Origin of the sequence: Bradyrhizobium sp. (assembly GCF_004799405.1) — a bacterium.
Lineage (GTDB): Bacteria > Pseudomonadota > Alphaproteobacteria > Rhizobiales > Xanthobacteraceae > Bradyrhizobium.
On the sequence record NZ_SSMW01000055.1, the window covers coordinates 1 to 20,826 of the forward strand.

At 63.3% G+C, this 20,826-nt stretch carries 17 protein-coding genes; 9 read left to right on the forward strand and 8 right to left on the reverse strand.

Going from position 1 to position 20,826, the window contains the following annotated elements; all coding sequences use genetic code 11:
• From E7813_RS09050 to galE, 4 genes are all read right to left on the reverse strand, one after another.
• The coding region (locus E7813_RS09050; protein WP_291572986.1) for a globin-coupled sensor protein at window positions 1-1,321 on the reverse strand (1,321 nt) is incomplete at its 3' end.
• Window positions 1,322-1,486: 165 nt separating this feature from the next.
• A complete protein-coding gene (locus tag E7813_RS09055) occupies window positions 1,487-2,188 on the reverse strand; it encodes a fumarylacetoacetate hydrolase family protein (protein ID WP_291572987.1) in 702 nt (233 codons plus the stop codon).
• A gap of 45 nt (window positions 2,189-2,233) precedes the next feature.
• Entirely contained in the window at window positions 2,234-4,042 is a 1,809-nt protein-coding gene (locus E7813_RS09060; RefSeq protein WP_291572988.1) for an ABC transporter ATP-binding protein, read from the reverse strand.
• Between the two features lie 127 nt (window positions 4,043-4,169).
• Window positions 4,170-5,183 (reverse strand): UDP-glucose 4-epimerase GalE, encoded by a 1,014-nt coding sequence (galE, locus tag E7813_RS09065; RefSeq protein ID WP_291572989.1) that lies wholly within the window; start codon window positions 5,181-5,183, stop codon window positions 4,170-4,172.
• Between the two features lie 106 nt (window positions 5,184-5,289).
• Here galE and E7813_RS09070 point away from each other — a divergent pair, with 106 nt between their 5' ends.
• Window positions 5,290-6,357 (forward strand): glycosyltransferase family 4 protein, encoded by a 1,068-nt coding sequence (locus E7813_RS09070; protein WP_291572990.1) that lies wholly within the window; start codon window positions 5,290-5,292, stop codon window positions 6,355-6,357.
• Here E7813_RS09070 and E7813_RS09075 read toward each other — a convergent pair.
• A complete protein-coding gene (locus tag E7813_RS09075) occupies window positions 6,339-6,881 on the reverse strand; it encodes an HAD family hydrolase (RefSeq protein ID WP_291572991.1) in 543 nt (180 codons plus the stop codon). The two genes, E7813_RS09070 and E7813_RS09075, sit on opposite strands and share 19 nt — an antisense overlap.
• Window positions 6,878-7,498: a D-sedoheptulose 7-phosphate isomerase gene (locus E7813_RS09080; protein WP_291572992.1), complete on the reverse strand. Its 621-nt coding sequence runs from the start codon at window positions 7,496-7,498 to the stop codon at window positions 6,878-6,880. The genes E7813_RS09075 and E7813_RS09080 overlap by 4 nt, the downstream gene beginning before the upstream one ends.
• Window positions 7,499-8,195: 697 nt before the next feature.
• Here E7813_RS09080 and rfaD point away from each other — a divergent pair.
• The 4 genes from rfaD to E7813_RS09100 are packed head-to-tail and all read left to right on the forward strand — an operon-like array spanning window position 8,196 to window position 13,572.
• The gene (rfaD, locus tag E7813_RS09085; RefSeq protein WP_291572994.1) at window positions 8,196-9,176 is read left to right on the forward strand and encodes an ADP-glyceromanno-heptose 6-epimerase; all 981 of its coding nucleotides are present in this window, start codon (window positions 8,196-8,198) and stop codon (window positions 9,174-9,176) included.
• A 24-nt stretch (window positions 9,177-9,200) separates the two neighbouring features.
• On the forward strand, window positions 9,201-10,673 hold the full coding sequence (rfaE1, locus tag E7813_RS09090) for a D-glycero-beta-D-manno-heptose-7-phosphate kinase (RefSeq protein WP_291572995.1): 1,473 nt from the start codon (window positions 9,201-9,203) through the stop codon (window positions 10,671-10,673).
• Entirely contained in the window at window positions 10,673-12,580 is a 1,908-nt protein-coding gene (locus E7813_RS09095) for a nucleoside-diphosphate sugar epimerase/dehydratase (RefSeq protein WP_291572996.1), read from the forward strand. Before rfaE1 ends, E7813_RS09095 begins: the two co-directional genes overlap by 1 nt.
• A 47-nt stretch (window positions 12,581-12,627) precedes the next feature.
• Entirely contained in the window at window positions 12,628-13,572 is a 945-nt protein-coding gene (locus E7813_RS09100; RefSeq protein ID WP_291572997.1) for an NAD-dependent epimerase/dehydratase family protein, read from the forward strand.
• 229 nt (window positions 13,573-13,801) lie between these two features.
• Here E7813_RS09100 and E7813_RS09105 read toward each other — a convergent pair whose 3' ends face one another.
• Entirely contained in the window at window positions 13,802-14,815 is a 1,014-nt protein-coding gene (locus E7813_RS09105; RefSeq protein ID WP_291572998.1) for a glycosyl transferase, read from the reverse strand.
• An 18-nt stretch (window positions 14,816-14,833) separates the two neighbouring features.
• On the reverse strand, window positions 14,834-15,793 hold the full coding sequence (locus E7813_RS09110; protein ID WP_291572999.1) for a lysylphosphatidylglycerol synthase transmembrane domain-containing protein: 960 nt from the start codon (window positions 15,791-15,793) through the stop codon (window positions 14,834-14,836).
• A gap of 199 nt (window positions 15,794-15,992) precedes the next feature.
• Between E7813_RS09110 and E7813_RS09115 the strand changes: the two genes are divergently transcribed.
• The 4 genes from E7813_RS09115 (at window position 15,993) to E7813_RS09130 (ending at window position 20,788) form a co-directional block, all read left to right on the forward strand.
• Window positions 15,993-16,982: an NAD-dependent epimerase gene (locus E7813_RS09115; protein WP_291573000.1), complete on the forward strand. Its 990-nt coding sequence runs from the start codon at window positions 15,993-15,995 to the stop codon at window positions 16,980-16,982.
• An 8-nt stretch (window positions 16,983-16,990) separates the two neighbouring features.
• On the forward strand, window positions 16,991-18,403 hold the full coding sequence (locus tag E7813_RS09120; RefSeq protein WP_291573001.1) for a mannose-1-phosphate guanylyltransferase/mannose-6-phosphate isomerase: 1,413 nt from the start codon (window positions 16,991-16,993) through the stop codon (window positions 18,401-18,403).
• Window positions 18,404-18,576: 173 nt separating this feature from the next.
• Entirely contained in the window at window positions 18,577-19,596 is a 1,020-nt protein-coding gene (locus E7813_RS09125) for a Gfo/Idh/MocA family oxidoreductase (protein ID WP_291573020.1), read from the forward strand.
• 40 nt (window positions 19,597-19,636) lie between these two features.
• Window positions 19,637-20,788: a DegT/DnrJ/EryC1/StrS family aminotransferase gene (locus E7813_RS09130; protein ID WP_291573002.1), complete on the forward strand. Its 1,152-nt coding sequence runs from the start codon at window positions 19,637-19,639 to the stop codon at window positions 20,786-20,788.
• The last annotated feature ends 38 nt before the right edge of the window (window positions 20,789-20,826 follow it).

A 20,826-nucleotide genomic window follows, 5' to 3' on the forward strand; every position in this document is an offset into this window, starting at 1 on the left:
GGAAGCCGTCGATCTCGGCCTGCAGGCTGGTGGTGGAATCCGACAATTGCCTGGCCGACGACAATAGCTGGCTCGATGCCGCACCGGTCTGGTTGGCGCCATGGCTGACCTCGGCGATGGTGCCGGCGACCTGCGAGGTGCCCGCGGCGGTACGCTGGATATTGCCGGAGATTTCCTGGGTTGCGGCACCCTGTTCCTCGATCGCCGCCGATATCGCGCCGGTGATCTCGGAAATCTTGCCGATGGTCGAACTGATCATCTTGATCGAGCCGACCGCTTCCCGTGTTGCGGTCTGCATTCCCGCGATCTGGATGCCGATTTCGTCGGTGGCCTTGGCGGTCTGGGCTGCGAGCGCCTTGACCTCCTGCGCGACCACGGCAAAGCCGCGGCCGGCTTCACCGGCACGGGCGGCCTCGATGGTGGCGTTAAGCGCCAGAAGATTGGTCTGCTCGGCGACCGAGGTGATCAGCTTGATTACGTCGCCGATCCGGTTGGCGGCCTGCGACAGCGCATTGATGCGCGAGTCGGTTTCGTCGGCCTGTTTCACGGCGCTGGTGGCGATGCGGTTGGATTCCTGGACCTGCGCCGAAATCTCGCGCACCGAACTGGCCAGTTCCTCTGTCGCCGACGCTACCGATTGCACGTTGTTGGAGGCATCCTCCGAGGCATTGGCGACCACCGTGGCAAGCCGCGTGGTGTTGCCGGCATTGTCGCTCAGTGCACGGGCGGTGCCTTCCAGTTCGCTGGAAGCCGTCATCAGCGAGGTGATGATGGTGCGGAAGCGGTCGCTGGCCTCCGCGATGGCGTGCTTGCGAAGCTGACGGTTGGAACCAAAATAGGTCGCAACGACGTTCTCGGTGTCCAGCATCGCGGCCTTGGCAATGGTGTTCAGCATCAGCGCCTTCTTGTCGCGCGCGGCCTGCGCGGCCTTCCCGAAACGCGACATGCCAATTTCACTGCCGGCCGCTTTCATCAACTGATCGGCGATGAACATCTGACGGCAGCCGACATACCATTGCGGTGCGACGCCGGCGCGCTGGTTGAATTCGCAGATCCGGGTCACCGAGTTGAGGTAATCGGCGCCGAAATCGCCGACGGCGATCAGGTCCCAGTGCCGCAGCTGCAGGCGGATGGCTTCCCGCATCGCTCCGTCCCTGAAGAGGCCGGAGGAAGGGTCGAAGTGCCGGACCTTGTCGTAGAACCGCGCCAGAATCGTCGGCAGGGCGCTTGCAAAGAACGGCCGCATCTCGCGCAGCGCCGCCCGCATCGGTGCGTCGATCTGCAGCAAATCAAGACCGACAGCATTCCAGTCGGGTTGCATCTGTCGGGCTCCGGCACGAGGTCGTGGCTAACGGTCCATTTAATGGGCGTATGGTTAACGGAATACGAATCTACCGGTGGTTTTACGCAAGATGCCGAGCTCGGACGCAAAAAAGGCCCCGGACGGGCCCGGGGCCTGGTTTGGCAGTCGGAGAAGAGCAGGCGGCTATGCCGGCTTACCGATCGCAACCTTCAGGGTGCCGACGCCATCGACGCCACATTCGATCTTGTCGCCGGGCGAGAGCGCTGCAACGCCGGCCGGCGTACCCGTCATGATGATATCGCCGGCGCCCAGCGCGACCTGCTCCGACAGTTTCTCGATGATCTCCGGCACGCTCCAGATCAGCTCCGTAAGGTCGCCCTTCTGCCGTTCGGTGCCATTGACCGAAAGCCAGATCCTGCCCTTTGCCGGATGGCCGATTTTCGAGGCCGGCTGCAGCGCGCCGCAAGGCGCGGAATGGTCGAACGATTTGCCGATCTCCCACGGCCGCTCCTTCTTGCGTGAGGCCTGCTGCAGATCGCGGCGCGTGAGGTCGATGCCGACGCCATAGCCGTAGACGTGGCCGAGAGCCTTGTCGGCCGGAATGTTGAGGCCGCCGCTCTTCATCGCCACCACCAGTTCGACCTCGTGATGCAAGTCCTTGGTCAGCGGCGGGTAGGGGATGGTGGCGCCGTCCGGCTCGAGCATGTCGGCGTGCTTGGCGAAGAAAAACGGCAACGCGCGCTCGTCGTTCCCCATCTCCCGGATGTGTTCAATATAGTTGCGGCCGACGCACCAGATGCGGCGAACCGGGAATGATTTTGTTTCGCCGGCGACGGCGATCGAGGGTTGCGGAAGGGCGGGTATGACAAAGGATGTGGCGTTCATGAAAGGTCTCGGATCGGTTGGGGTACAGAAACGGTGACGTAGGCTTTACGCTGTTGCGCTGATCGGTGCCAGTGCGAGAGGTCCGGCATCGCGGTGCTGCAGGCGGAAGAACGAGGCGTATCGGCCGCCCCGGCGCAGCAGGTCGTCATGGCGTCCGCGCTCGACGATCTCGCCGCCCTCGACCACCAGGATGGCGTCCGCGTGCATGATGGTGTGGAGGCGATGGGCGATGACGATGGTGGTGCGGTTCTGGCAGAGATGCTCGATCGCTTCCTGCACCTGTTTTTCGGACTCCGAATCCAGCGCGGCAGTGGCCTCGTCGAGCAGGATAACCGGCGCGTTCTTGATCAGTGCGCGGGCGACCGCGACGCGCTGGCGCTGGCCACCGGACAATTGGGTGCCGTGCTCGCCCACCGGAGTGTCATAGCCGAGCGGAAAGCCCATGATGAAGTCGTGCGCGCAGGCGGCCTTTGCGGCCGCCACGATCTCGTCCTGCGTCGCGTCCACCTTGCCGAAAGCGATGTTCGCGCCGATGGTGTCGCGGAACAAATAGACGTCCTGCCCGACATAGGCGGTCTGTTGTCGCAGCGATCGGCGCGATACGCCGGAAATCGCCTGCCGGTCGATCAGGATGTCTCCCTCGCTGACTTCATAGAAGCGTAACAGCAGCGCCAGCGCCGTCGATTTGCCGCCGCCGGAAGGACCGACCAGCGCGGTCACCTTTCCCGGCTCGGCGACGAAGCTCATCCGGTTGAGCACCGGCTCGTTCGGACGGTAGGCAAAAGTCACGTCGTGAAATTCGACCCGCGCGTCGGTCAGCGTCAGGGCCGGCTTGTCGTCGTCGGCAGGTTCGGTGGGGGCGCTATCGACGATCTCCAGCAATTTGCGCGCGCCGACCAGGCTGCCGTTGAGGTCGATATTGAGCCGCGCCAGACGCTTGGCGGGCTCATAGGCCATCAGGAACGCGGTCAGGAACGAAAAGAATTGCCCCGGCGTCGCGCCCGTCGCCACCACGCTATAGCCGCCATACAACAATCCGCCTGCAATCGCGAAACCGCCCAGCGTCTCCATCAGCGGACTCGAACGGTTGGAAACTCGCGCCATCTTGTTGGCGTTGCGCTCGACCGCGGCAATGCTGGTGTCGATGCGCTCGCGCATCGTCTGCTCGAGCGTGAACGCCTTGACGGTGCGGATGCCCTGCAGCGATTCCTGCATGGTTTCGAGAATGTCGGCGTTGCCCGTGAACTGGTTGTTCGCAAGACCCCTGATCCGTTTCACCAGCTTGCGCAGCACCAGCATCGCCGGCGGCGCGACCACGAAGCCGAACAGCGCCATGTACGGATCCTGCATCACCATCACGATGACGAGCCCGATCAGCAGCAGCAGGTCGCGTCCCAGCGCATTGATCAGGAGGTTGAGGACCATCGTCACTGAATTCGCGCCGGCGGTCAGGCGCGCGAGAAATTCGGACGAATGCCGCTCCGAGAAGAACGAGACGCTTTCGCTCATCAGCTTGGTGAACAGCCGGCGCTGGTTGTTGGCGAGAATGGCGTTGCTGATTTTCGAGAGGATGACGGACTGCCCGTAGGTCGCCGCACCCTTGAACGCGAAGACTACGACGGTTATCCCCGACAGAATCACGATGCCGCGGATGTTCTTCTCGACATAGGCCTGATTGATGACCTGGCCGAGGATGTAGGCCGAGGCGGCGGTCGCTGCTGCCGAGACCCCCATCAGCACGAACGCCAGCAGATAGCGTCGCCAATAGGTCGCGCCTTGTTCCGTCACGAGGCGGCGTATCAGGATCGCCGCGCCATAGGGATCGTCGGTGATTTTCTTCGGAAAGTCGGTCATCCGCGGTCCATTGACAGCGCTGGGCAGGCCGTTCGCCCGCGCGTCAGGGTTGTTGCGAAACGTCCGTCTCCTTGCCCGCTATGGCGAGGTTTTTCAAGCCAAATCGGGACTTGCGCGGAACGAGATTTTAGGCCGAGGCCGCCTGCTCGAGCTCGCCGTTGCGCTCGCGGAACAGCTTCTCTTCCCAGGCCAGCGCGTGCGCGGCGATGGTTTCGAGATTGTCGTATTGCGGCGTCCAGTCCAGCACGCCGCGGATGCGGGTGGTGTCGGCGATCATGGTCATGATGTCGCCGGGCCTGCGCGCGGCAAATTGAACCGCAAAATTGCGCCCGGAGACACGCCGTACCGCCTCGATGGTCTCCAGCACCGAGTAACCGCGGCCGTAACCGCAATTCAGCGTCGCCGAACTGCCGCCGCCACGCAGATAGGACAATGCCGCGCGATGGGCCTGCGCCAGATCGCTGACATGGATGAAATCCCGGATGCAACTGCCGTCGGGGGTCGGATAGTCGGTTCCAAACACGTCGATCTTGGCGCGCTGTCCGGTCGCCGCCTCGACCGCGATTTTCAGAAGATGCGTCGCGCCGGCGGTTGCAAGTCCAATGCGTGCCTGCGGATCCGCGCCCGCGACATTGAAATAACGCAGCACCACGTAATTCAGGCCATGGGCCGTGGCGACGTCGTGCAGCATGATCTCGGTCATCAACTTCGAAGAGCCGTAAGGCGACAGCGGCCGTGTGGGCGCGTTTTCGGGTACCGGCACCTGATCCGGATTGCCGTAAACCGCCGCGGTCGATGAAAAGATGAAGCGGTTGACGCCGCACTTCACGGCTGCGTTCAGCAGGCTGCGCGTCGTCATGGTGTTGTTGCGGTAATAGGCCAGCGGATCACGCATCGAATCGGGCACCACCACGGAGCCCGCGAAATGAAGGATGCTTTCGATGCCGTGCGCGGCGATCACGCCCTCGACCAGATTCTCGTCGGCGGCATCGCCGATAAACAGCGGAACGCCTTCGGGCAGGAATGCGGAAAACCCTGTCGATAAATTGTCGATCACGACGACGCTTTCGCCGGTTTCCACCAGCGCATGAACCATGTGACTTCCGATATAGCCGGCACCGCCGGTGACAAGCACAGTCATGAACCCACCCATCTCCCCGATTGGGCCGGATTTTATCCGGGGCGCGGTGAAGAGGGGGTTTCGGCACCGGCGAACTGGCTACTATGCTTAATGTTGCGTATAGAAAATGCGCGAACCGGAGCCTGCCGTGCCGACCGATAGCCATTTCGCCGATCATCTGCAGTTGATCGTACCGAATCTGCATTGGCACTATACCGGCGTCACCGCGACCAACCGCATGGTGGCGCCGAAGCTGGCAGAAACGCTTCGGGTCGGCTGGCTCGGTACCGACGCGCCCGAGGGCATCACGCGGATGACCATGGCCGATCTCGCGAGATTGTGGCGCCGCCGGACGCCGCTGATCTGGCATGCGCGGCGCAACAACGAGATGATCGTCGGCGTGCTGCTGAAATGGCTCGGCTGGCCTCTGAAGCTGATATTCACCTCGGCGGCGCAGCGGCACCACAGCTGGATTACGCATTGGCTGGTTAGAAGGATGGATGCGATCATTGCCACCGATCAGATCGCGGCATCGTATCTTGAACGCGAGGCGACGGTTATCCCGCACGGCGTCGACAGCGGTCGCTACGCGCCGCCCGCCGACCGCGCCGCGGCGTTTGCGGAAGGGGGATTGCCGGGCCGCTATGCGATCGGCTGTTTCGGCCGGGTGCGCGCGCAGAAGGGAACCGACCTGTTCGTGGATGCGATGTGCAGGCTGCTGCCGCGCTACCCCGACTTTACCGCTGTGATCGTCGGCACCATCACCGCCGATCAGGCGGCATTCGCGAACGAACTGAAAAAGAAGATCGAGGCTGCCGGCCTGCAATCGCGCATGGTCATGATCGGCTACCTCCCGATCGAGGAAATGCCGCGCTGGTTCCAGCGGCTGACGATATACGCCTTCACCTCGCGCAACGAGGGCTTTGGACTGACCTTGATTGAAGCGATGTCATCGGGCGCAGCATTGGTGGCGTCGCGCGCGGGCGCTGCCGAACTCGTGCTCGAGGATGGCACCAGCGGCGTGCTGACCCCGACCGACGACGTCGGTGCGCTGGTCGCAGCGCTGGAGCCGCTGATGCGCGACCCGGCTTCCGCGACGGCAATGGGCGCGCGCGCGCGGGCTCGGGTGCTGGCGCACTTCACCTTCGACGCAGAGGTCAGCAGCATCACCGAAGTCTATCGCACGCTGGTCTGAGCCATTACCGCGGCGACGAACGCATCGAGATCGCCGCCTGCGAACAGGAAGCCGGGCAGCCCCGCGGCCTGCGCGGCTTCGACATCGGTCGGGCGGTCGCCAATGACAAAACTGCCTTCGCGTTGCACCGGCCAGTGTGCCATCAGGTCGAGGATCATGCCGGGGCTCGGTTTGCGCCAATGGTGGTCTTCAAGATAGCCGGCTACCGATCCATCGGGATGATGCGGGCAATACCTGATGTCATCGACGACGGCGCCCTGCACGGCAAGTTCAGCGCGCATCCATTCGTGCAGGACGCGCAGGTCGTCTTCGGTAAAGTGACCGCGCGCGACGCCGGATTGATTGGTGAACAGGAAGACGAAATATCCGGCCTGGTTGAGGCGGCGGATCGCCCGGGCTGCATTCGGCATCCAGCGGATTCGATCCTGCGTGCCCATGAAGCCGTCGTCGTGGTTGATGACGCCGTCGCGGTCGAGGAAGGCGGCGGGCCTGGGTTTGCGCCGTGCGGAATCGAGACCGCTCATTTTTTGGCGGCTTCGCGCATCATGGTCTGCTCGACCTGGTCGCAGATGCCGTGGGCGACCGTGAGGTATATTTGCTGAACCACCGGCGTATCGTCGGTGGGTGCAACCAATAGATGATCGCACAGTGCAGCCAGCGTCTTGCCCTTGCTTCCCGTAAAGCCGACGGTGACGAGCCCGCGTTCCCGGGCCTGGCGCAATGCCGCCAGAATATTCGGCGAACGCCCGGAGGTGGTTAGCGCCAGCAGCACGTCGCCTCTCCGGCCGAGGCCTTCGACCTGTCGCGCGAACACCTGTTCAAAACCGTAGTCGTTGGCGATGGCGGTCAACGCCGAGGTATCGGTGGTCAGTGCGACCGCGGCGCAGGCGGCGCGGTCCTGCTTGTAGCGGCCGATGATTTCCGCGGCGATATGCTGGGCATCGGCGGCGCTGCCGCCATTGCCGACCAGCAGAATCTTGTTTCCGGAACGGAGCGCGTCGATGATGACATCGGCAATCGCATGCGCGGTCGCGAGCAAAGCCCGATCGCTGTTGGCGCGCTCAAGCGCGGCGAGCGAGTGTTTCAGGTGGGCTCCGATCGGATCTTTCGGTTCTTTGGATTCGCTCGATTCTTGGCTCAAGAACACCGTCCATGCTGCAAATGCGTGCCCTTGGTAATGATCGCCGCGCGCCTGCGCAAGCGCGAGCATTTGGCGATGTTAATGCGCTTGCGCCAGGACCTCCGCCAGCACGCGAGGTAGGATCGCAATCACGTCCGAGGCCCAACTGTCCTGCATGCAACGATGGGAGCTCGTATAGACAGGGCGATGGCAGGAACCGGCACGGGACGCCGGTTTTGGTTTGAACGGTCGGCGGGGCCGTTCAGGGGTCTCCATTGGCAAGGGGCCGCCTGCCGGTCGCCGGCGGCCGATTTCCGCGGCGGGACCGCACGGGTGCGGCGCTTACCATTCCGGCGTGACGGCGGCCTCGCAGCAGAGCCAGAGTGGCGTTCTTGGCGCCGCCATGACCTTATTGCGTGGCGACCCAAGCCCGGGCTGCGAGGCAGGTCTGAGGCGATCCCAGCCCGGGCGTTGGGCCTGTAATCGGCCAGCGGGCGCGCGAGGGGCACAAGCGGATCGAGCTATTTGATAACTCGCCGCGATAATAAATTGAATCAATATTCATCTTTTGAGCGATCATGGCCGATGGCTGCTCCCGCCGGGGCGGTAAAGCCGGCCCACCGGAACGCCGCCGTCTTCACCACAGGGCAGGTCCCAAGTTGCCTGCCGGACGGGACTGGGGCAAAGCTGGTTTGCACACAATCAGGCAGGGAATGTCATGTTGCTGGTGACCGGTGGCGCCGGTTTTATCGGATCGAACCTTGTGGCCGCGTTGAACGACGCCGGCCGCGCCGATGTGGCGGTTTGCGATCTGCTCGGCCATGACGGCAAATGGCGCAACCTCGCCAAACGCCAACTCGTGGACATTCTGCCTCCCGCCGAATTGCCGGGCTGGCTGCAAGGCCGCCGCCTCGACGCCGTCATCCATCTCGGCGCCATTTCGGAGACCACGGCAACCGACGGCGATCTCGTGATCGAGACCAATTTTCGCCTGTCGATGCGTCTGCTCGACTGGTGCACGGCCAATGCGACGCCGTTCATCTACGCCTCCTCGGCGTCGACCTATGGCGACGGCGCGCTGGGGTTTCGCGACGACCCGTCGGTAGCGGCGCTGAAGCAGTTGCGGCCGATGAATTTGTATGGATGGAGCAAGCATCTGTTCGACATGGCGGTCGCGGAGCGCGCGGCGCGGGGCGAACGGCTGCCGCCGCAATGGGCCGGCCTGAAATTCTTCAACGTGTTCGGTCCCAATGAATATCACAAGGGCGCGATGATGAGCGTGCTGGCGCGCCGCTTCGACGACATCAAGGCCGGCCGCGCCGTGCAGTTGTTCAAGTCCCATCGCGATGGCATCGCCGATGGCGATCAGCGGCGCGATTTCATCTATGTCGACGATGCGGTGCGGGTGATGATGTGGCTGCTGGCGACGCCCTCGGTCAGCGGTCTGTTCAACGTCGGCACCGGCAAGGCACGCAGCTTCCGGGATTTGATGCTGGCGGCCTATGCCGCGCTCGGCGCAAATCCGAATATCGAGTATATCGACATGCCCGAATCGATCCGCGGCAGCTACCAGTATTTCACCCAGAGCGATGTCGAGCGGCTGCGGCGTGCCGGCTATAACGGCGGCTTCACGGCGCTCGAAGACGCGGTCGATGGCTACGTCAGGGGCTTCCTCGATTCCGCCGATCGTTTCCGCTGACGGCACAACAGGGTACCCGCTCCGATGTTCGATTTTGACGCGTTGTCGAATGTGATGGTCCGCCAGACGGTGCTTTGCGTCGGCGACCTGATGCTCGACGAATTCGTCTATGGCGAGGTGTCCCGCATTTCGCCGGAAGCGCCCGCGCCGGTGATCGCGGTCCAGCGCAGCGAGACCAATATCGGCGGCGCCGGCAACGTCGCGCGCAACGTCGCGTCCCTTGGCGCGCGTTGCATCTTCGTCGCCCTGGTCGGCGAGGACGAGGCGGGCGCGAAACTGAAAGCGGCGCTGGCGCAGCAGGATCTGATCGAAAGCGTGCTGGTTTCCGATTCCGCGCGGCCGACGACGCGGAAAGTTCGGTTTGTTTCCGAGCATTTCTCCACGCACATGCTGCGCGCGGACTGGGAACTGGCCTCGCCGGCCTCGGCGGAGGTCGAGCAGAAGCTGATCGAAACCATCCTGCCGCTGTTGCCGCGCGTGGATATCGTGTTGCTGTCCGACTATGCCAAGGGCGTGTTGACCGCGCGGGTGATCCGCAACGTGATCGACGCGGCGCGCAAGCTCGGCAAGCGCGTGATCGTCGATCCCAAGAGCGCCAATTTCGCGATCTATCGCGGCGCCACGCTGCTGACGCCAAACCGCAAGGAATTCGCCGAGGCGACCCGCAGCCGCGCCGAGTCCGAGCAGGACATCGCCGACGCCGCGCAGGACGCGATGACGCTGGCGGATTGCGAAGCCATACTGGTGACCCAAAGCGAGCACGGCATGACGCTGGTGCCGCGCAGCGGCGAAGCCATCCACGTGCCGGCCCATCCGGTCAAGGTCCGTGACGTTTCAGGCGCGGGCGACACCGTCGTTGCGATGCTGGCGGTGGCGCTTGCCGCGGGAGCCGACTGGGAGACCGCTTTGCGGATGGCGAACGCGACGGCGGCGGTCGCGGTCAGCAAGAAAGGCACCGCCATCGTGACGGCCGCGGAATTGCGCCGAAAAATCCTGCCCCATGCATACCTAGCGGCTGAGGAAAAGATCGTCGCGGCCGGCGCCGACCTCGACGCGCAGCTCAAGGATTGGCGGACGCAGGACTTGCGGATCGGATTCACCAACGGCTGTTTCGATATCCTGCATCCCGGTCACGTCAAGGTATTGACGGCCGCCCGTGGCGCCTGCGACCGCCTGATCGTCGGCCTGAACAGCGATGCGTCGGTGAAACGGCTCAAGGGCGAGGGACGTCCGGTTCAGGACGAGCGCGCGCGCGCCGAAGTGCTGGCGGCGCTGGAGGCGGTCGACCTGGTCGTGCTGTTTGACGAGGACACGCCGATCGAGTTGATCACCCGGGTTAGGCCGAGCGTATTGGTCAAGGGCGGCGACTACAGCCGAGATCAGGTCGTCGGCCATGAGATCGTCGAGGCCGGCGGCGGCGAGGTGTTGCTGGTCGAGGTCCTGCCCGGCTTCAGCACCACCGCGCTGGTCGATCGTGTGCGCAGAAGCAAGCGGTAATGAAGCGTCTGTCAAACCTGAACTCGCGTAACGCGCTGATCGCGACCCACGATGCCGTGGCGACCGCGGCTGCGGTGCTCGCCAGCTTCTATCTGCGCTTCGAAGGGGAATCGTTTTTCGATCGCCTGCCGCTGCTGCTGCGCATCCTGCCCTTGTTCATCGCGTTCAGCGTGGTGGTTTGTTACGTCTTCAACCTCACCACGACGAAATGGCGTTTCATTTCGTTGCCGGACGCGTGGAATATTCTGCGTGTGGCTACGGTGCTCACGCTGGCGCTGCTGGTGCTGGACTATATTTTTGTCGCGCCCAACGTTTATGGCGCGTTCTTCCTCGGCAAGATCACCATCGTTCTCTACTGGTTCCTTGAGGTGTTCTTTCTGTCCGCCGCGCGCTTTGCCTACCGTTACTTTCGCTATACCCGCGTGCGCCGTCATGCCCGCACCGAAGCGGCGTCGCCGGCGCTGTTGATCGGCCGCGCGGCGGATGCGGAAATCCTGTTGCGCGCCATCGAGAGCGGCGCGGTCACGCGGCTATGGCCGCTCGGCCTGTTGTCGCCGTCGCCGGCCGATCGCGGGCAGTTGATCCGCAATATTCCGGTGCTTGGGGGGATCGACGACATCGAGGACGTGATCCGCGATTTTGCCCGCCGTGACAAACCGATCAAGCGAGTGGTCATGACGCCATCGGCGTTCGAGCCGGAGGCGCGGCCCGAAGCCGTCCTGATGCGGGCACGCCGGCTCGGCCTGATCGTCAACCGGCTGCCGTCGCTGGAAAGCGGGGAAACGCCGCGCCTGACCCCGGTTGCCGTCGAGGACCTGCTGCTGCGGCCCAGCGAAAACATCGACTACGCGCGCCTCGAAGCGCTGGTGAAAGACAAATCGGTCATCGTCACCGGCGGCGGCGGGTCGATCGGCGCGGAGATCTGCGATCGTGTCCTGACGTTCGGCGCCGCCCGGTTGCTGGTGATCGAAAACTCGGAACCGGCGCTCTATACGGTGATGGAAACCCTGGTTGCGCGCCAAACCGGCGCCGCGATCGAGGGCCGGATCGCGGACATTCGCGATCGTGCGCGCGTGCTGCGGCTGATGGATGGGTTCAGGCCGGATATCGTGTTTCACGCCGCCGCACTCAAGCATGTGCCGATCCTCGAGCGTGACTGGAGCGAAGGCGTCAAGACCAATATCTTCGGAACGGTAAATGTCGCCGACGCGGCTTTGGCGGCGGGCGCCGAGGCGATGGTGATGATCTCGACCGACAAGGCGATCGAGCCGGTCTCGATGCTGGGCCTGACCAAGCGGTTCGCCGAGATGTATTGCCAGGCGCTGGATCACGATGCGGCGATGCAGCCGCCGGGCAAGCCGCGCACGCGGCTGATTTCGGTGCGGTTCGGCAACGTGCTGGCGTCGAACGGATCCGTGGTGCCGAAGTTCAAGGCGCAGATCGAGGCGGGCGGTCCGGTGACGGTGACGCATCCGGACATGGTCAGGTACTTCATGACGATCCGGGAAGCCTGCGATCTGGTGCTCACGGCTGCCACCCACGCGTTGGCGCCGGTGCGCGCCGACGTGTCGGTCTACGTGCTCAACATGGGACAGCCGGTGAGGATCGTCGACCTTGCCGAGCGGATGATCCGGTTGTCCGGCCTGCAGCCGGGGCACGATATCGATATCGTCTTTACCGGAATGCGGCCCGGCGAACGGTTGAACGAAATCCTGTTCGCCGTCGAGGAGCCCGCCGTCGACATCGGCGTCGCCGGCATCATGGCGGCCAAGCCCAATGAGCCGCCGATGCAGTCGCTGCGAAAGTGGATTGCCGCGCTCGAGCAGGCGATCGCCCGGGATGACCGGGCCACCATCAAGGCCGTTCTCAAGGACGCGGTTCCGGAGTTCGGTTCAAGTGCTGCTTGACTTAAACTTAATCTGGCTCGACGGCCGAACCAACCAGAGCCCACTTCATGAAGGACGGCAAACCTATTGTCCTGGTAACCGGAGCGAACGGCTTCATCGGCCGGCATCTGACGCCGGTGCTGGAAAGCGCCGGCTGGACCGTCCGCCGGGTATTGCGAACGCCGACAGGCGGGCCGAACGAAATTCACATCGGCTCGATCGGTCCGGCGATGGACTGGCAGGACGCCCTCGTCGACGTGGACGCCATCGTTCATCTGGCGGCACATGTTCATGCTCCTTACGAGGAGCACCTGGTCGAGCTTCATCGCACCGTCAATACCGAGGGTACGTTGAACCTCGCGCGATCCGCCGCGAATGCCGGCGTGCGCCGGTTTGTCTTTATCAGCACCATTCTGGTGAATGGCAGGAGTTCGGACGGCCGCGCACCGTTTAGCGAAACAGACCCGCCGACGCCGTACGGCGTATATGGCATGTCGAAGGCGGCCGCCGAAACCGGTCTCGAGGCAATCGCGCAAAACGGCGGCATGAGGGTCACAGTGATCAGGCCGCCGCTGGTTTATGGCGCCGGCGCCAAGGGAAATTTTCGACGGTTGACCTATGCAATAGAGCGCGGCATCCCACTTCCATTCGCGTCGATCGACAATCGCCGCGCGTTCCTGGCGGTCGGAAATCTGACCGGATTCATCCTGGAGCGGCTCTCGCAGCCGGGCGGTCAATTTGATGTTTTTCCGGTGGCGGACGACGAAGCGGTCTCGACACCGGAATTCATCAGGAAAATTGCAAGGGCGGCCGGCACCTCGGCGCGGCTTTTCTCCGTGCCGCCATCCGTATTGAGTGCGCTGTTCAAGATCAGCGGGCGTCCGGAAGCGATCGACAGCGTTATCGGTTCGCTGCAGATCGATATTTCCAAGGCTGTTTCGACCGGCTGGCGGCCGCGAATTGGCCTCGATGAAGGGTTGCGCCTCGCAGTCGGGGCATCCGGCCCAAAATGATTTTACGAGTTGGATAAATCTGGCTGTGCCTGGAGCGGGACCAATTTTGATTGAAGTTCGGTCCACCTTTCCCCAGCGGGGAGAGGTCGATTTGCGCAGCAAATCGGGAGAGGGGGCGCAGCTCTTACGAGAGACCGTAATCCCTCACCCGGCGCTACGCGCCGACCTCCTCCCTATGGGAGAGGTGGTCGGGCCAGCCGACAATCGATCGAACAAAACTCATCTTGCTTTAGCCACGGGATTGCGAAAACCGGTGCATCAGAAAAGCCGTGGCGAGACCGCCAGTCGCGAGCGCCATAACCGCGGCCGCGGCCGATGGCGACATCGCCGATCCGATCGCCAGCACCGCCAGGAGCATGTTCAACGCGAACACCTCGCCCACCACGCGCCAGACCGTGAAGCCGTTATCGGTCGCGCGCTGGTAAAAATGCGAGCGGTGCGCCGCCCAGACCGGCTCGCCTCTCGCCAGCCGGAGCAACAACGTCACCGTGGCGTCGGCCAAATAATAAAGCGGAAGCAGCAGCGCCGCGGCCAGTTGCTGATGATAGCCAAGCTGCAACAGGCACCATCCGAGCAACAGGCCGATCGGCAGGCTGCCGACGTCTCCCAGAAAGATCTTCGCGACCGGCCGGTTGAACGGCGCAAATCCCAGCATCGCGCCGCCGAGCGCCGCGGCGACCGTCGTCGTCGGCTGCGGAAGATCGCCAAGCAAGCCAAGTATGACGAGCGTGCCGCTGACCGGCACCACCTCGGCGACGGTCATCCAGTCCACCCCGTCCATGAAGTTGACGAGATTCACAAACCAGAGACCGGCCAGCAAAAGCAGGCCGCGTTCGATCCAGATCGGACACGCCGGAACCATCCGAAGGTCGCCCGATCCGGACAACACCACCGCGCCGACGGCGATCGCCTGCAGCGTCAGTCTCGGCACCACCGGGATGGATTTGATGTCGTCGCGCAGCCCGACAACGGTGAGGAACAGCGTCGCGCCGAAAACCTCGACCGGGATCTTCAGCCCCGTTTCGCCGGCGCAGGCGATCATTGTACCGGCGACCGCCAGCGTTGCCGCAATCACCGCGATGCCCGCGCCCTGCGGTGTCGGAACGCGATGCGACGACCTTTCGTTGGGTCTTGCAAGCGCATGCCGCAAAAGCAACGGCCGGATCGCCCAGATGATGCCGGCCGAAACCATCGCGGCGAGAACGACGGCCAGCAGCAGTGCGAGGTGTTCGGAATTGGCCATTCTATCCGATATGGAAAATTATTCGGGAACCTCGATCGGTGCGGCGCCTTGCGCTGCTTTTTCGGCGCTGAAAATCCACACCAGTCCGCCGAATGCGCCGACGATGAAGTACACCGCGCCGAACAACAGCGAGACATTGACGCCTTCGGCCGTCATCAGCCCGGCATAGCCGAAAGCGAGCCCCATCGTGGCCTCGCGGACGCCCCAGCCGGCGATCGAGATCGGCAGCGTGGTGATCAGCATGACAGGCGGGATCAACAGGAAAATCTGCCCGAACATAACCGGCGCGGCGATCGATTGCACCACGCACCAGGCGATGACGACGGCGAGTACATGAACCAGCAGCGACAGCACGGCAATTTTCGGCCCGCGTTTGCGGCTGAAGATGACCCGATCGGCGATCACAGCGCAGGCGTGGAGATGATGCATTCCCCACCAGCCCGTCAGCCAGGGCCACCGCAGGCCGCCGAGAATGAGAAATCCGATGCCGCCTGCGAGCGAAGCCAGATCGACCAGCAATAATGCGGTCCGGCCATCGGGATCGCCGATCAGGTGGTAGCTCCAGGGCAGGCTGGCGACGATGATGACGGCGAGTGCGATCAGGCCGATAGCGCGGTCGACGAAAATGGAATAGGTCGCCGCGCGCCATCCCGCGCCGGCCCGGGCGACCAGCCAAAGCCGCACCGCATCGCCGCCGATCGAAGAGGGCAGCGTCTGGTTGAAGAAGGCTCCGATCAGATTGAAGCGCATCGCCTGCCTGGTCGCAAGCGGCGCGCCGCACTCCGCGCTGATCTCGCACCATCGCAACACGCCGACGAAGATCTGCAGGAACGTCACCGCGATCGCAAGACCGATCCAGCCCAGGCTTGCAATGTTGATGCGCGAGGCGAGATCGGAAAAGCTGACTTTGCGCAGCGAGAAATAGAGCAGCGCCGCCGAGATCAGTACTTTGATTGTCGAAAGCAGGATCCGGCGCATCTCGTCCGCGCTCGCCAGGTTTGAGAAGAAGGTCCAAGGACAGCGCCCCGCGCCGAACTTCGCCGCCTTGGTATGGTTTTCAAGCCAATCTGGCAATAGCTGTACAAACGGGTATTGCGACACCCTCGATACGGCGGGTAAAGAGGCTCGGGCGGAGCGGCGGAGCTGGAACGGACGCTCTCGGATATCTGGGGATATGATGTCGGATCAGACGATATTGGTCACGGGTGCCGCGGGCTTTATCGGCTTTCATATCGCCCGCCAGTTGCTGGCCGAAGGCCGCCATGTCACCGGACTGGACAGTCTCAACAATTATTATGACCCGGCGTTGAAGCGGGCGCGACTGAATATCCTGCGCGAGGATTCGCGGTTCGGTTTCATTCAGGCCGATCTCGCCGACCGTCCGTCAACGCGTGAGCTGTTTGCCGAACACCGGTTTGCGACGGTGATCCACCTTGCGGCTCAGGCTGGCGTGCGTCATTCGATCGATCATCCCTACGCCTATGTCGATGCCAATCTCGAAGGCTTCTTCAATGTCCTGGAGGGATGCCGGCGCAATGAATGCCGGCATCTGGTCTATGCCTCGTCATCGTCGGTCTACGGCGCCAACACCAAGCTGCCGTTCTCGGTCGCCGACAAGACCGATTGGCCCGTCAGCCTCTACGCCGCGACAAAAAAGGCCAATGAATTGATGGCTCATTCCTACAGCCATCTCTACCGTTTGCCGGTCACGGGCTTGCGGTTTTTCACCATTTACGGCCCGTGGGGACGGCCGGATATGGCGATTTTCCTGTTCGCCAAGGCGATTATCGAGGGCAAGCCGATCAAGCTCTTTAACAATGGCAACATGCGCCGCGACTTCACTTATATCGACGACGTTATCCGTGTAGTATTGCGATTGATCGAGCGGGTTCCTGCCGACGACGGAGGCGCGGGCAATGCGCCGGCGCGGATCTACAATGTCGGCAATCATCGTCCGGAGCAGCTTATGCATGTGGTGGCGCTGTTGGAGAAGGAGTTGGGCCGCGCGGCGGTAAAGGAGATGTTGCCGATGCAGGCCGGCGATGTCGCGGAAACCTTCGCCGATGTCGACGACCTGATGCGCGACGTCGGCTTCAGGCCGCAGACCTCCATTGAGGACGGCATTGCCGGTTTTGTCGCGTGGTATCGCGACCATTACAAAGTTTGAGGCGGCGGATGGACAGACGCATCATTCCCCTGATCATGTGCGGCGGCGCCGGAACGCGGCTGTGGCCGGAATCGCGCGAGGTCCGTCCGAAACAGTTTCTGCCGTTGTTCGGGGTGCGTTCGACATTCCAGGATACGCTGACGCGGGTATCGGATCCGGCGCTGTTCGAGCGGCCGATCGTCATCACCAACGCGGCGTATCGCTTCATGGCGCTGGAGCAATTGGCCGAGATCGGGCTCGAGGCCGATGTCCTGCTGGAGCCGATGCGGCGGGATTCCGGCCCGGCGATCGCCGCCGGTGCCGTCTTTGCGCAGATGCGCAGCAGCGAGGCGGTGGTTCTGGCGCTCGCCGCCGATCACGTGGTCCGCGATACCGGCGCATTTGTTGCCGCCTGCCGCCAGGGTCTGGCCGCGGCCGATGCGGGGCGCATCGTGACTTTCGGGGTCAAGCCGGAGCGTGCGGCCACCGAGTATGGTTATATCAGTCCCGGCGCCGTTATTTCCGGCGAGGTCCGTTCGGTGGCGAAATTCGTCGAAAAGCCCGATCCGGCAACGGCCGAGGATTACATCAAGGCCGGATATCTCTGGAACAGCGGTAACTTCATGTTTCGCGCCTCCGTTCTGCTCGACGAATACCGCAAGGTCGATGCGCAAAGCGTGCAGGCCGTCACCGATGCGGTGACCGGGGCCGGACGCGATCTCGGATTCGTCACGCTCGATGCGTCCGCATTCGGATCGGCCAAAGCCATCTCGATCGATTATGCGGTGATGGAAAAGACCTCGCTCGCCGCGGTGGTGCCGATGGCGTGCGGCTGGTCCGATGTCGGTTCCTGGCTTGCGGTGTGGGAATTGTCGGACAAGGACGCGCAAGGCAACGCCGCGCGGGGTGCCGTGGTGTTCGAGGATTCGCGCAACTGCAACGTCTCGAGCGACAAGGCGCTGGTCGCGCTGGAAGGTGTCGACGATCTCGTCGTGGTGGCCACGCAGGACGCCGTGCTGGTATCGCGCCAGAAGGATGCCAACGGCCTGAAGCGGCTGGTTGCGAAGTTAAAGGCCGTGGCGCCGCAGGTGACCGAGGGTCATCTGAAGGTGCATCGGCCCTGGGGCGCCTATCAGTCGGTGGACAATGGCGACCGCCACCAGGTCAAGCGCATCACGGTGAAGGCCGGCGGCCGGCTATCGCTGCAAAAGCATCATCATCGCTCGGAACACTGGATCGTGGTGCGCGGCACCGCGCGGGTGACCGTCAACGAACTGGTCAAGATCGTGCATGAGAACGAATCGATCTACATCCCGATCGGCGCCGTCCATCGGCTGGAAAATCCCGGCAAGATCGTGCTGGACCTGATCGAGGTCCAGACCGGCAGTTATTTCGGCGAGGACGATATCATCCGCATCGAGGACGACTACCAGCGTTCCTGAGCGATCGGAGCCCGGGGTTGGCGATATCGGATGCCAAATCGGGCGAAAAATGATGTAATTTTTTGACTCAAAACGTGTTTCCGGTTGTTTCGAGGGCATTCGCCACATGTGTGGCGACGTGCTAGGAGAGCGCCGGGGATATCAGTGGCATTGAGATGACCGGGGTCGATCATATGAGTTCCAAAGGGTCCGCAGCGGGCGTCAAGCCGGACACCAAACGCGCGCTTCGCGTCGGCGTCATCGGCGCCGGCGTCATGGGCAGCAATCATGCCCGTGTGCTGGTCGGCTTGCCCGACACGGTGCTGGTCGGGGTGGTCGATCCGTTGCCGGCGCATCGGACGCGGGCGACGGAATTGACGGGCTGCCGTACCTTCGTAACCCTGGACGAGTTGATCGCCGAAGGCATCGACGCTGCGACCATCGCGGCGCCGACCCATCTTCATCATGAAATAGCGCTCGCCTGTATCGCGCACGGTATTCACGTTCTGGTCGAAAAGCCGATCGCGTCCTCGGTCGAGGAGGGACGGGACATTGTCGCCGCAGCCCAACGCGCCGGCGTGACCCTGATGGTCGGGCATGTCGAGCGGTTCAATCCGGCCGTCGCCGCCATCAAGCAGGCGATATCGGGCGAGGATATTCTTTCGATCGCGATCACGCGGGTGGGACCGTTTCCGCCGCGCATGTCCAACGTCGGGGTGGTCATCGACCTTGCCGTGCACGACATCGACCTGATCCGCTGGTTCACGGAGTCGGATATTGTGGAGGTGCAGCCGCAACTCTCCAGTGCGGTTGCCGAGCGCGAGGATATCGCGCTGCTGCAATTCCGCACCGCCTCCGGCGTGCTCGCGCACATCAACACCAACTGGCTGACGCCGTTCAAGGCGCGCAACGTCACCGTCGCCACCCGCGACAAGTACGTGATGGGCGACCTGCTCACCCGTCAGGTCACCGAATGCTTCGGCTTCAGGCCGGACGGCAGCTACTCGATGCGCCATCTTCCGGTCGGCCATGACGAGCCGTTGCGCGCCGAACTGATCGCGTTCTTCAAGGCCGTGAGTTCCGGCGGCGTGCCGGCGGTGACCGGCGACGAAGGCGTCGCCAGCCTTGAAATCGCGATCCGCTGTCTGGAAACTCCCGCCAAGCCCGCCGCGACCGCCGCCGCCCGCAAGGGGCCGCGCCGCGTTGTCGGCTGATATCCGGTTTCGCAATCCCACGAAGGCTCCACAACGCTCCATGAACCAGCATCCGCGTCCTGAACCCGTCGCCTTTATCGATCTTGCCGCGCAGCGCCGCCGGCTTGGCAAGTCCGTCGACGATGCGGTTTCGCGCGTGCTCGCCCATTGCCAGTTTATCAACGGCCCGGAAGTAACGCAGCTCGAGGCGGCGCTTGCCGACTTCAGCGGAGCCAAGCATGTCGTGACCTGTGCGAGCGGCACCGACGCGCTGCTGATGGTGCTGATGGCCAAGGGCGTCGGCCGCGGCGATGCCGTGCTGTGCCCGTCATTTACGTTTTGCGCGACCGGCGAGGCGGTGGCGCTGACGGGTGCGACGCCGGTACTCGTTGATGTCGACGAAGCGACGTTCAACATGGACGTAAATTCGCTCAAGCGCGGCATCGCGACTGCAAGGAAGTACGGCCTGACGCCCAGGGCCGTGATTCCGGTCGATCTGTTCGGGCAGAGCGCCGATCATGACGCCATCGGCGCGGTCGCGGAAACCGAAGGGATGTTCGTTCTGGACGATGCCGCGCAGGCATTCGGCGCAAGTTACAGGGGACGCCGTCTCGGCACCTTCGGCCTCGTCACCGCGACCAGTTTTTTCCCGGCGAAGCCCTTGGGTTGTTTCGGCGACGGCGGAGCGATTTTCACGGACGATGCCAAACTGGCGGAGACGCTGCGCAGCATCCGCGTCCACGGCCAGGGTTCCGACAAATACGACAACGTCCGTCTCGGACTAACCGGACGGCTCGACACCATCCAGGCCGCGGTGCTGATCGAGAAACTCAAGATCTTCGAGGACGAGATCGCGGCGCGCAACGCGGTCGCAGATCGCTATGCGCGGGGTCTCGGCAATGTCGTGACCGTGCCGCATGTCGCCAGCGGCTGTACGTCGATCTGGGCGCAATACACCATCCGGCTGCCGCGGGGTACAGATCGCGACGGCTTTGCAGCGGCGTTGAAGGCGCAGGGCATACCGACCGCGATCTATTATCCGAGACCGATCCATCAGCAGACCGCCTATCGGGACTTCCCAGTCGCCGATGGCGGCTTGCCGGTGAGCGAGAAGCTCTCCGAGGATGTCATCAGCCTGCCGATGCATGCCTATCTCGACGAGGCGACGCAGGATCGGGTCATCAAGGCTGTGCGCGGCGTGCTTTCAGCCTGATTTCGCCGTTTTGCCGCGCCATCGCATGCTGTAGAAGC

Bases quoted from the DNA above. Each gene is read 5' to 3' on its own strand.
- E7813_RS09060 (WP_291572988.1), bottom strand. From the start codon at position 4,042: ATGACCGACTTTCCGAAGAAAATCACCGACGATCCCTATGGCGCGGCG.
- E7813_RS09105 (WP_291572998.1), bottom strand. From the start codon at position 14,815: ATGGCCAATTCCGAACACCTCGCACTGCTGCTGGCCGTCGTTCTCGCC.
- E7813_RS09055 (WP_291572987.1), bottom strand. From the start codon at position 2,188: ATGAACGCCACATCCTTTGTCATACCCGCCCTTCCGCAACCCTCGATC.
- E7813_RS09095 (WP_291572996.1), top strand. From the start codon at position 10,673: ATGAAGCGTCTGTCAAACCTGAACTCGCGTAACGCGCTGATCGCGACC.
- E7813_RS09130 (WP_291573002.1), top strand. From the start codon at position 19,637: ATGAACCAGCATCCGCGTCCTGAACCCGTCGCCTTTATCGATCTTGCC.
- E7813_RS09115 (WP_291573000.1), top strand. From the start codon at position 15,993: ATGTCGGATCAGACGATATTGGTCACGGGTGCCGCGGGCTTTATCGGC.
- rfaD (WP_291572994.1), top strand. From the start codon at position 8,196: ATGTTGCTGGTGACCGGTGGCGCCGGTTTTATCGGATCGAACCTTGTG.
- E7813_RS09120 (WP_291573001.1), top strand. From the start codon at position 16,991: ATGGACAGACGCATCATTCCCCTGATCATGTGCGGCGGCGCCGGAACG.
- E7813_RS09125 (WP_291573020.1), top strand. From the start codon at position 18,577: ATGAGTTCCAAAGGGTCCGCAGCGGGCGTCAAGCCGGACACCAAACGC.
- E7813_RS09110 (WP_291572999.1), bottom strand. From the start codon at position 15,793: ATGCGCCGGATCCTGCTTTCGACAATCAAAGTACTGATCTCGGCGGCG.
- E7813_RS09075 (WP_291572991.1), bottom strand. From the start codon at position 6,881: ATGAGCGGTCTCGATTCCGCACGGCGCAAACCCAGGCCCGCCGCCTTC.
- E7813_RS09070 (WP_291572990.1), top strand. From the start codon at position 5,290: ATGCGCGAACCGGAGCCTGCCGTGCCGACCGATAGCCATTTCGCCGAT.
- E7813_RS09100 (WP_291572997.1), top strand. From the start codon at position 12,628: ATGAAGGACGGCAAACCTATTGTCCTGGTAACCGGAGCGAACGGCTTC.
- galE (WP_291572989.1), bottom strand. From the start codon at position 5,183: ATGACTGTGCTTGTCACCGGCGGTGCCGGCTATATCGGAAGTCACATG.
- rfaE1 (WP_291572995.1), top strand. From the start codon at position 9,201: ATGTTCGATTTTGACGCGTTGTCGAATGTGATGGTCCGCCAGACGGTG.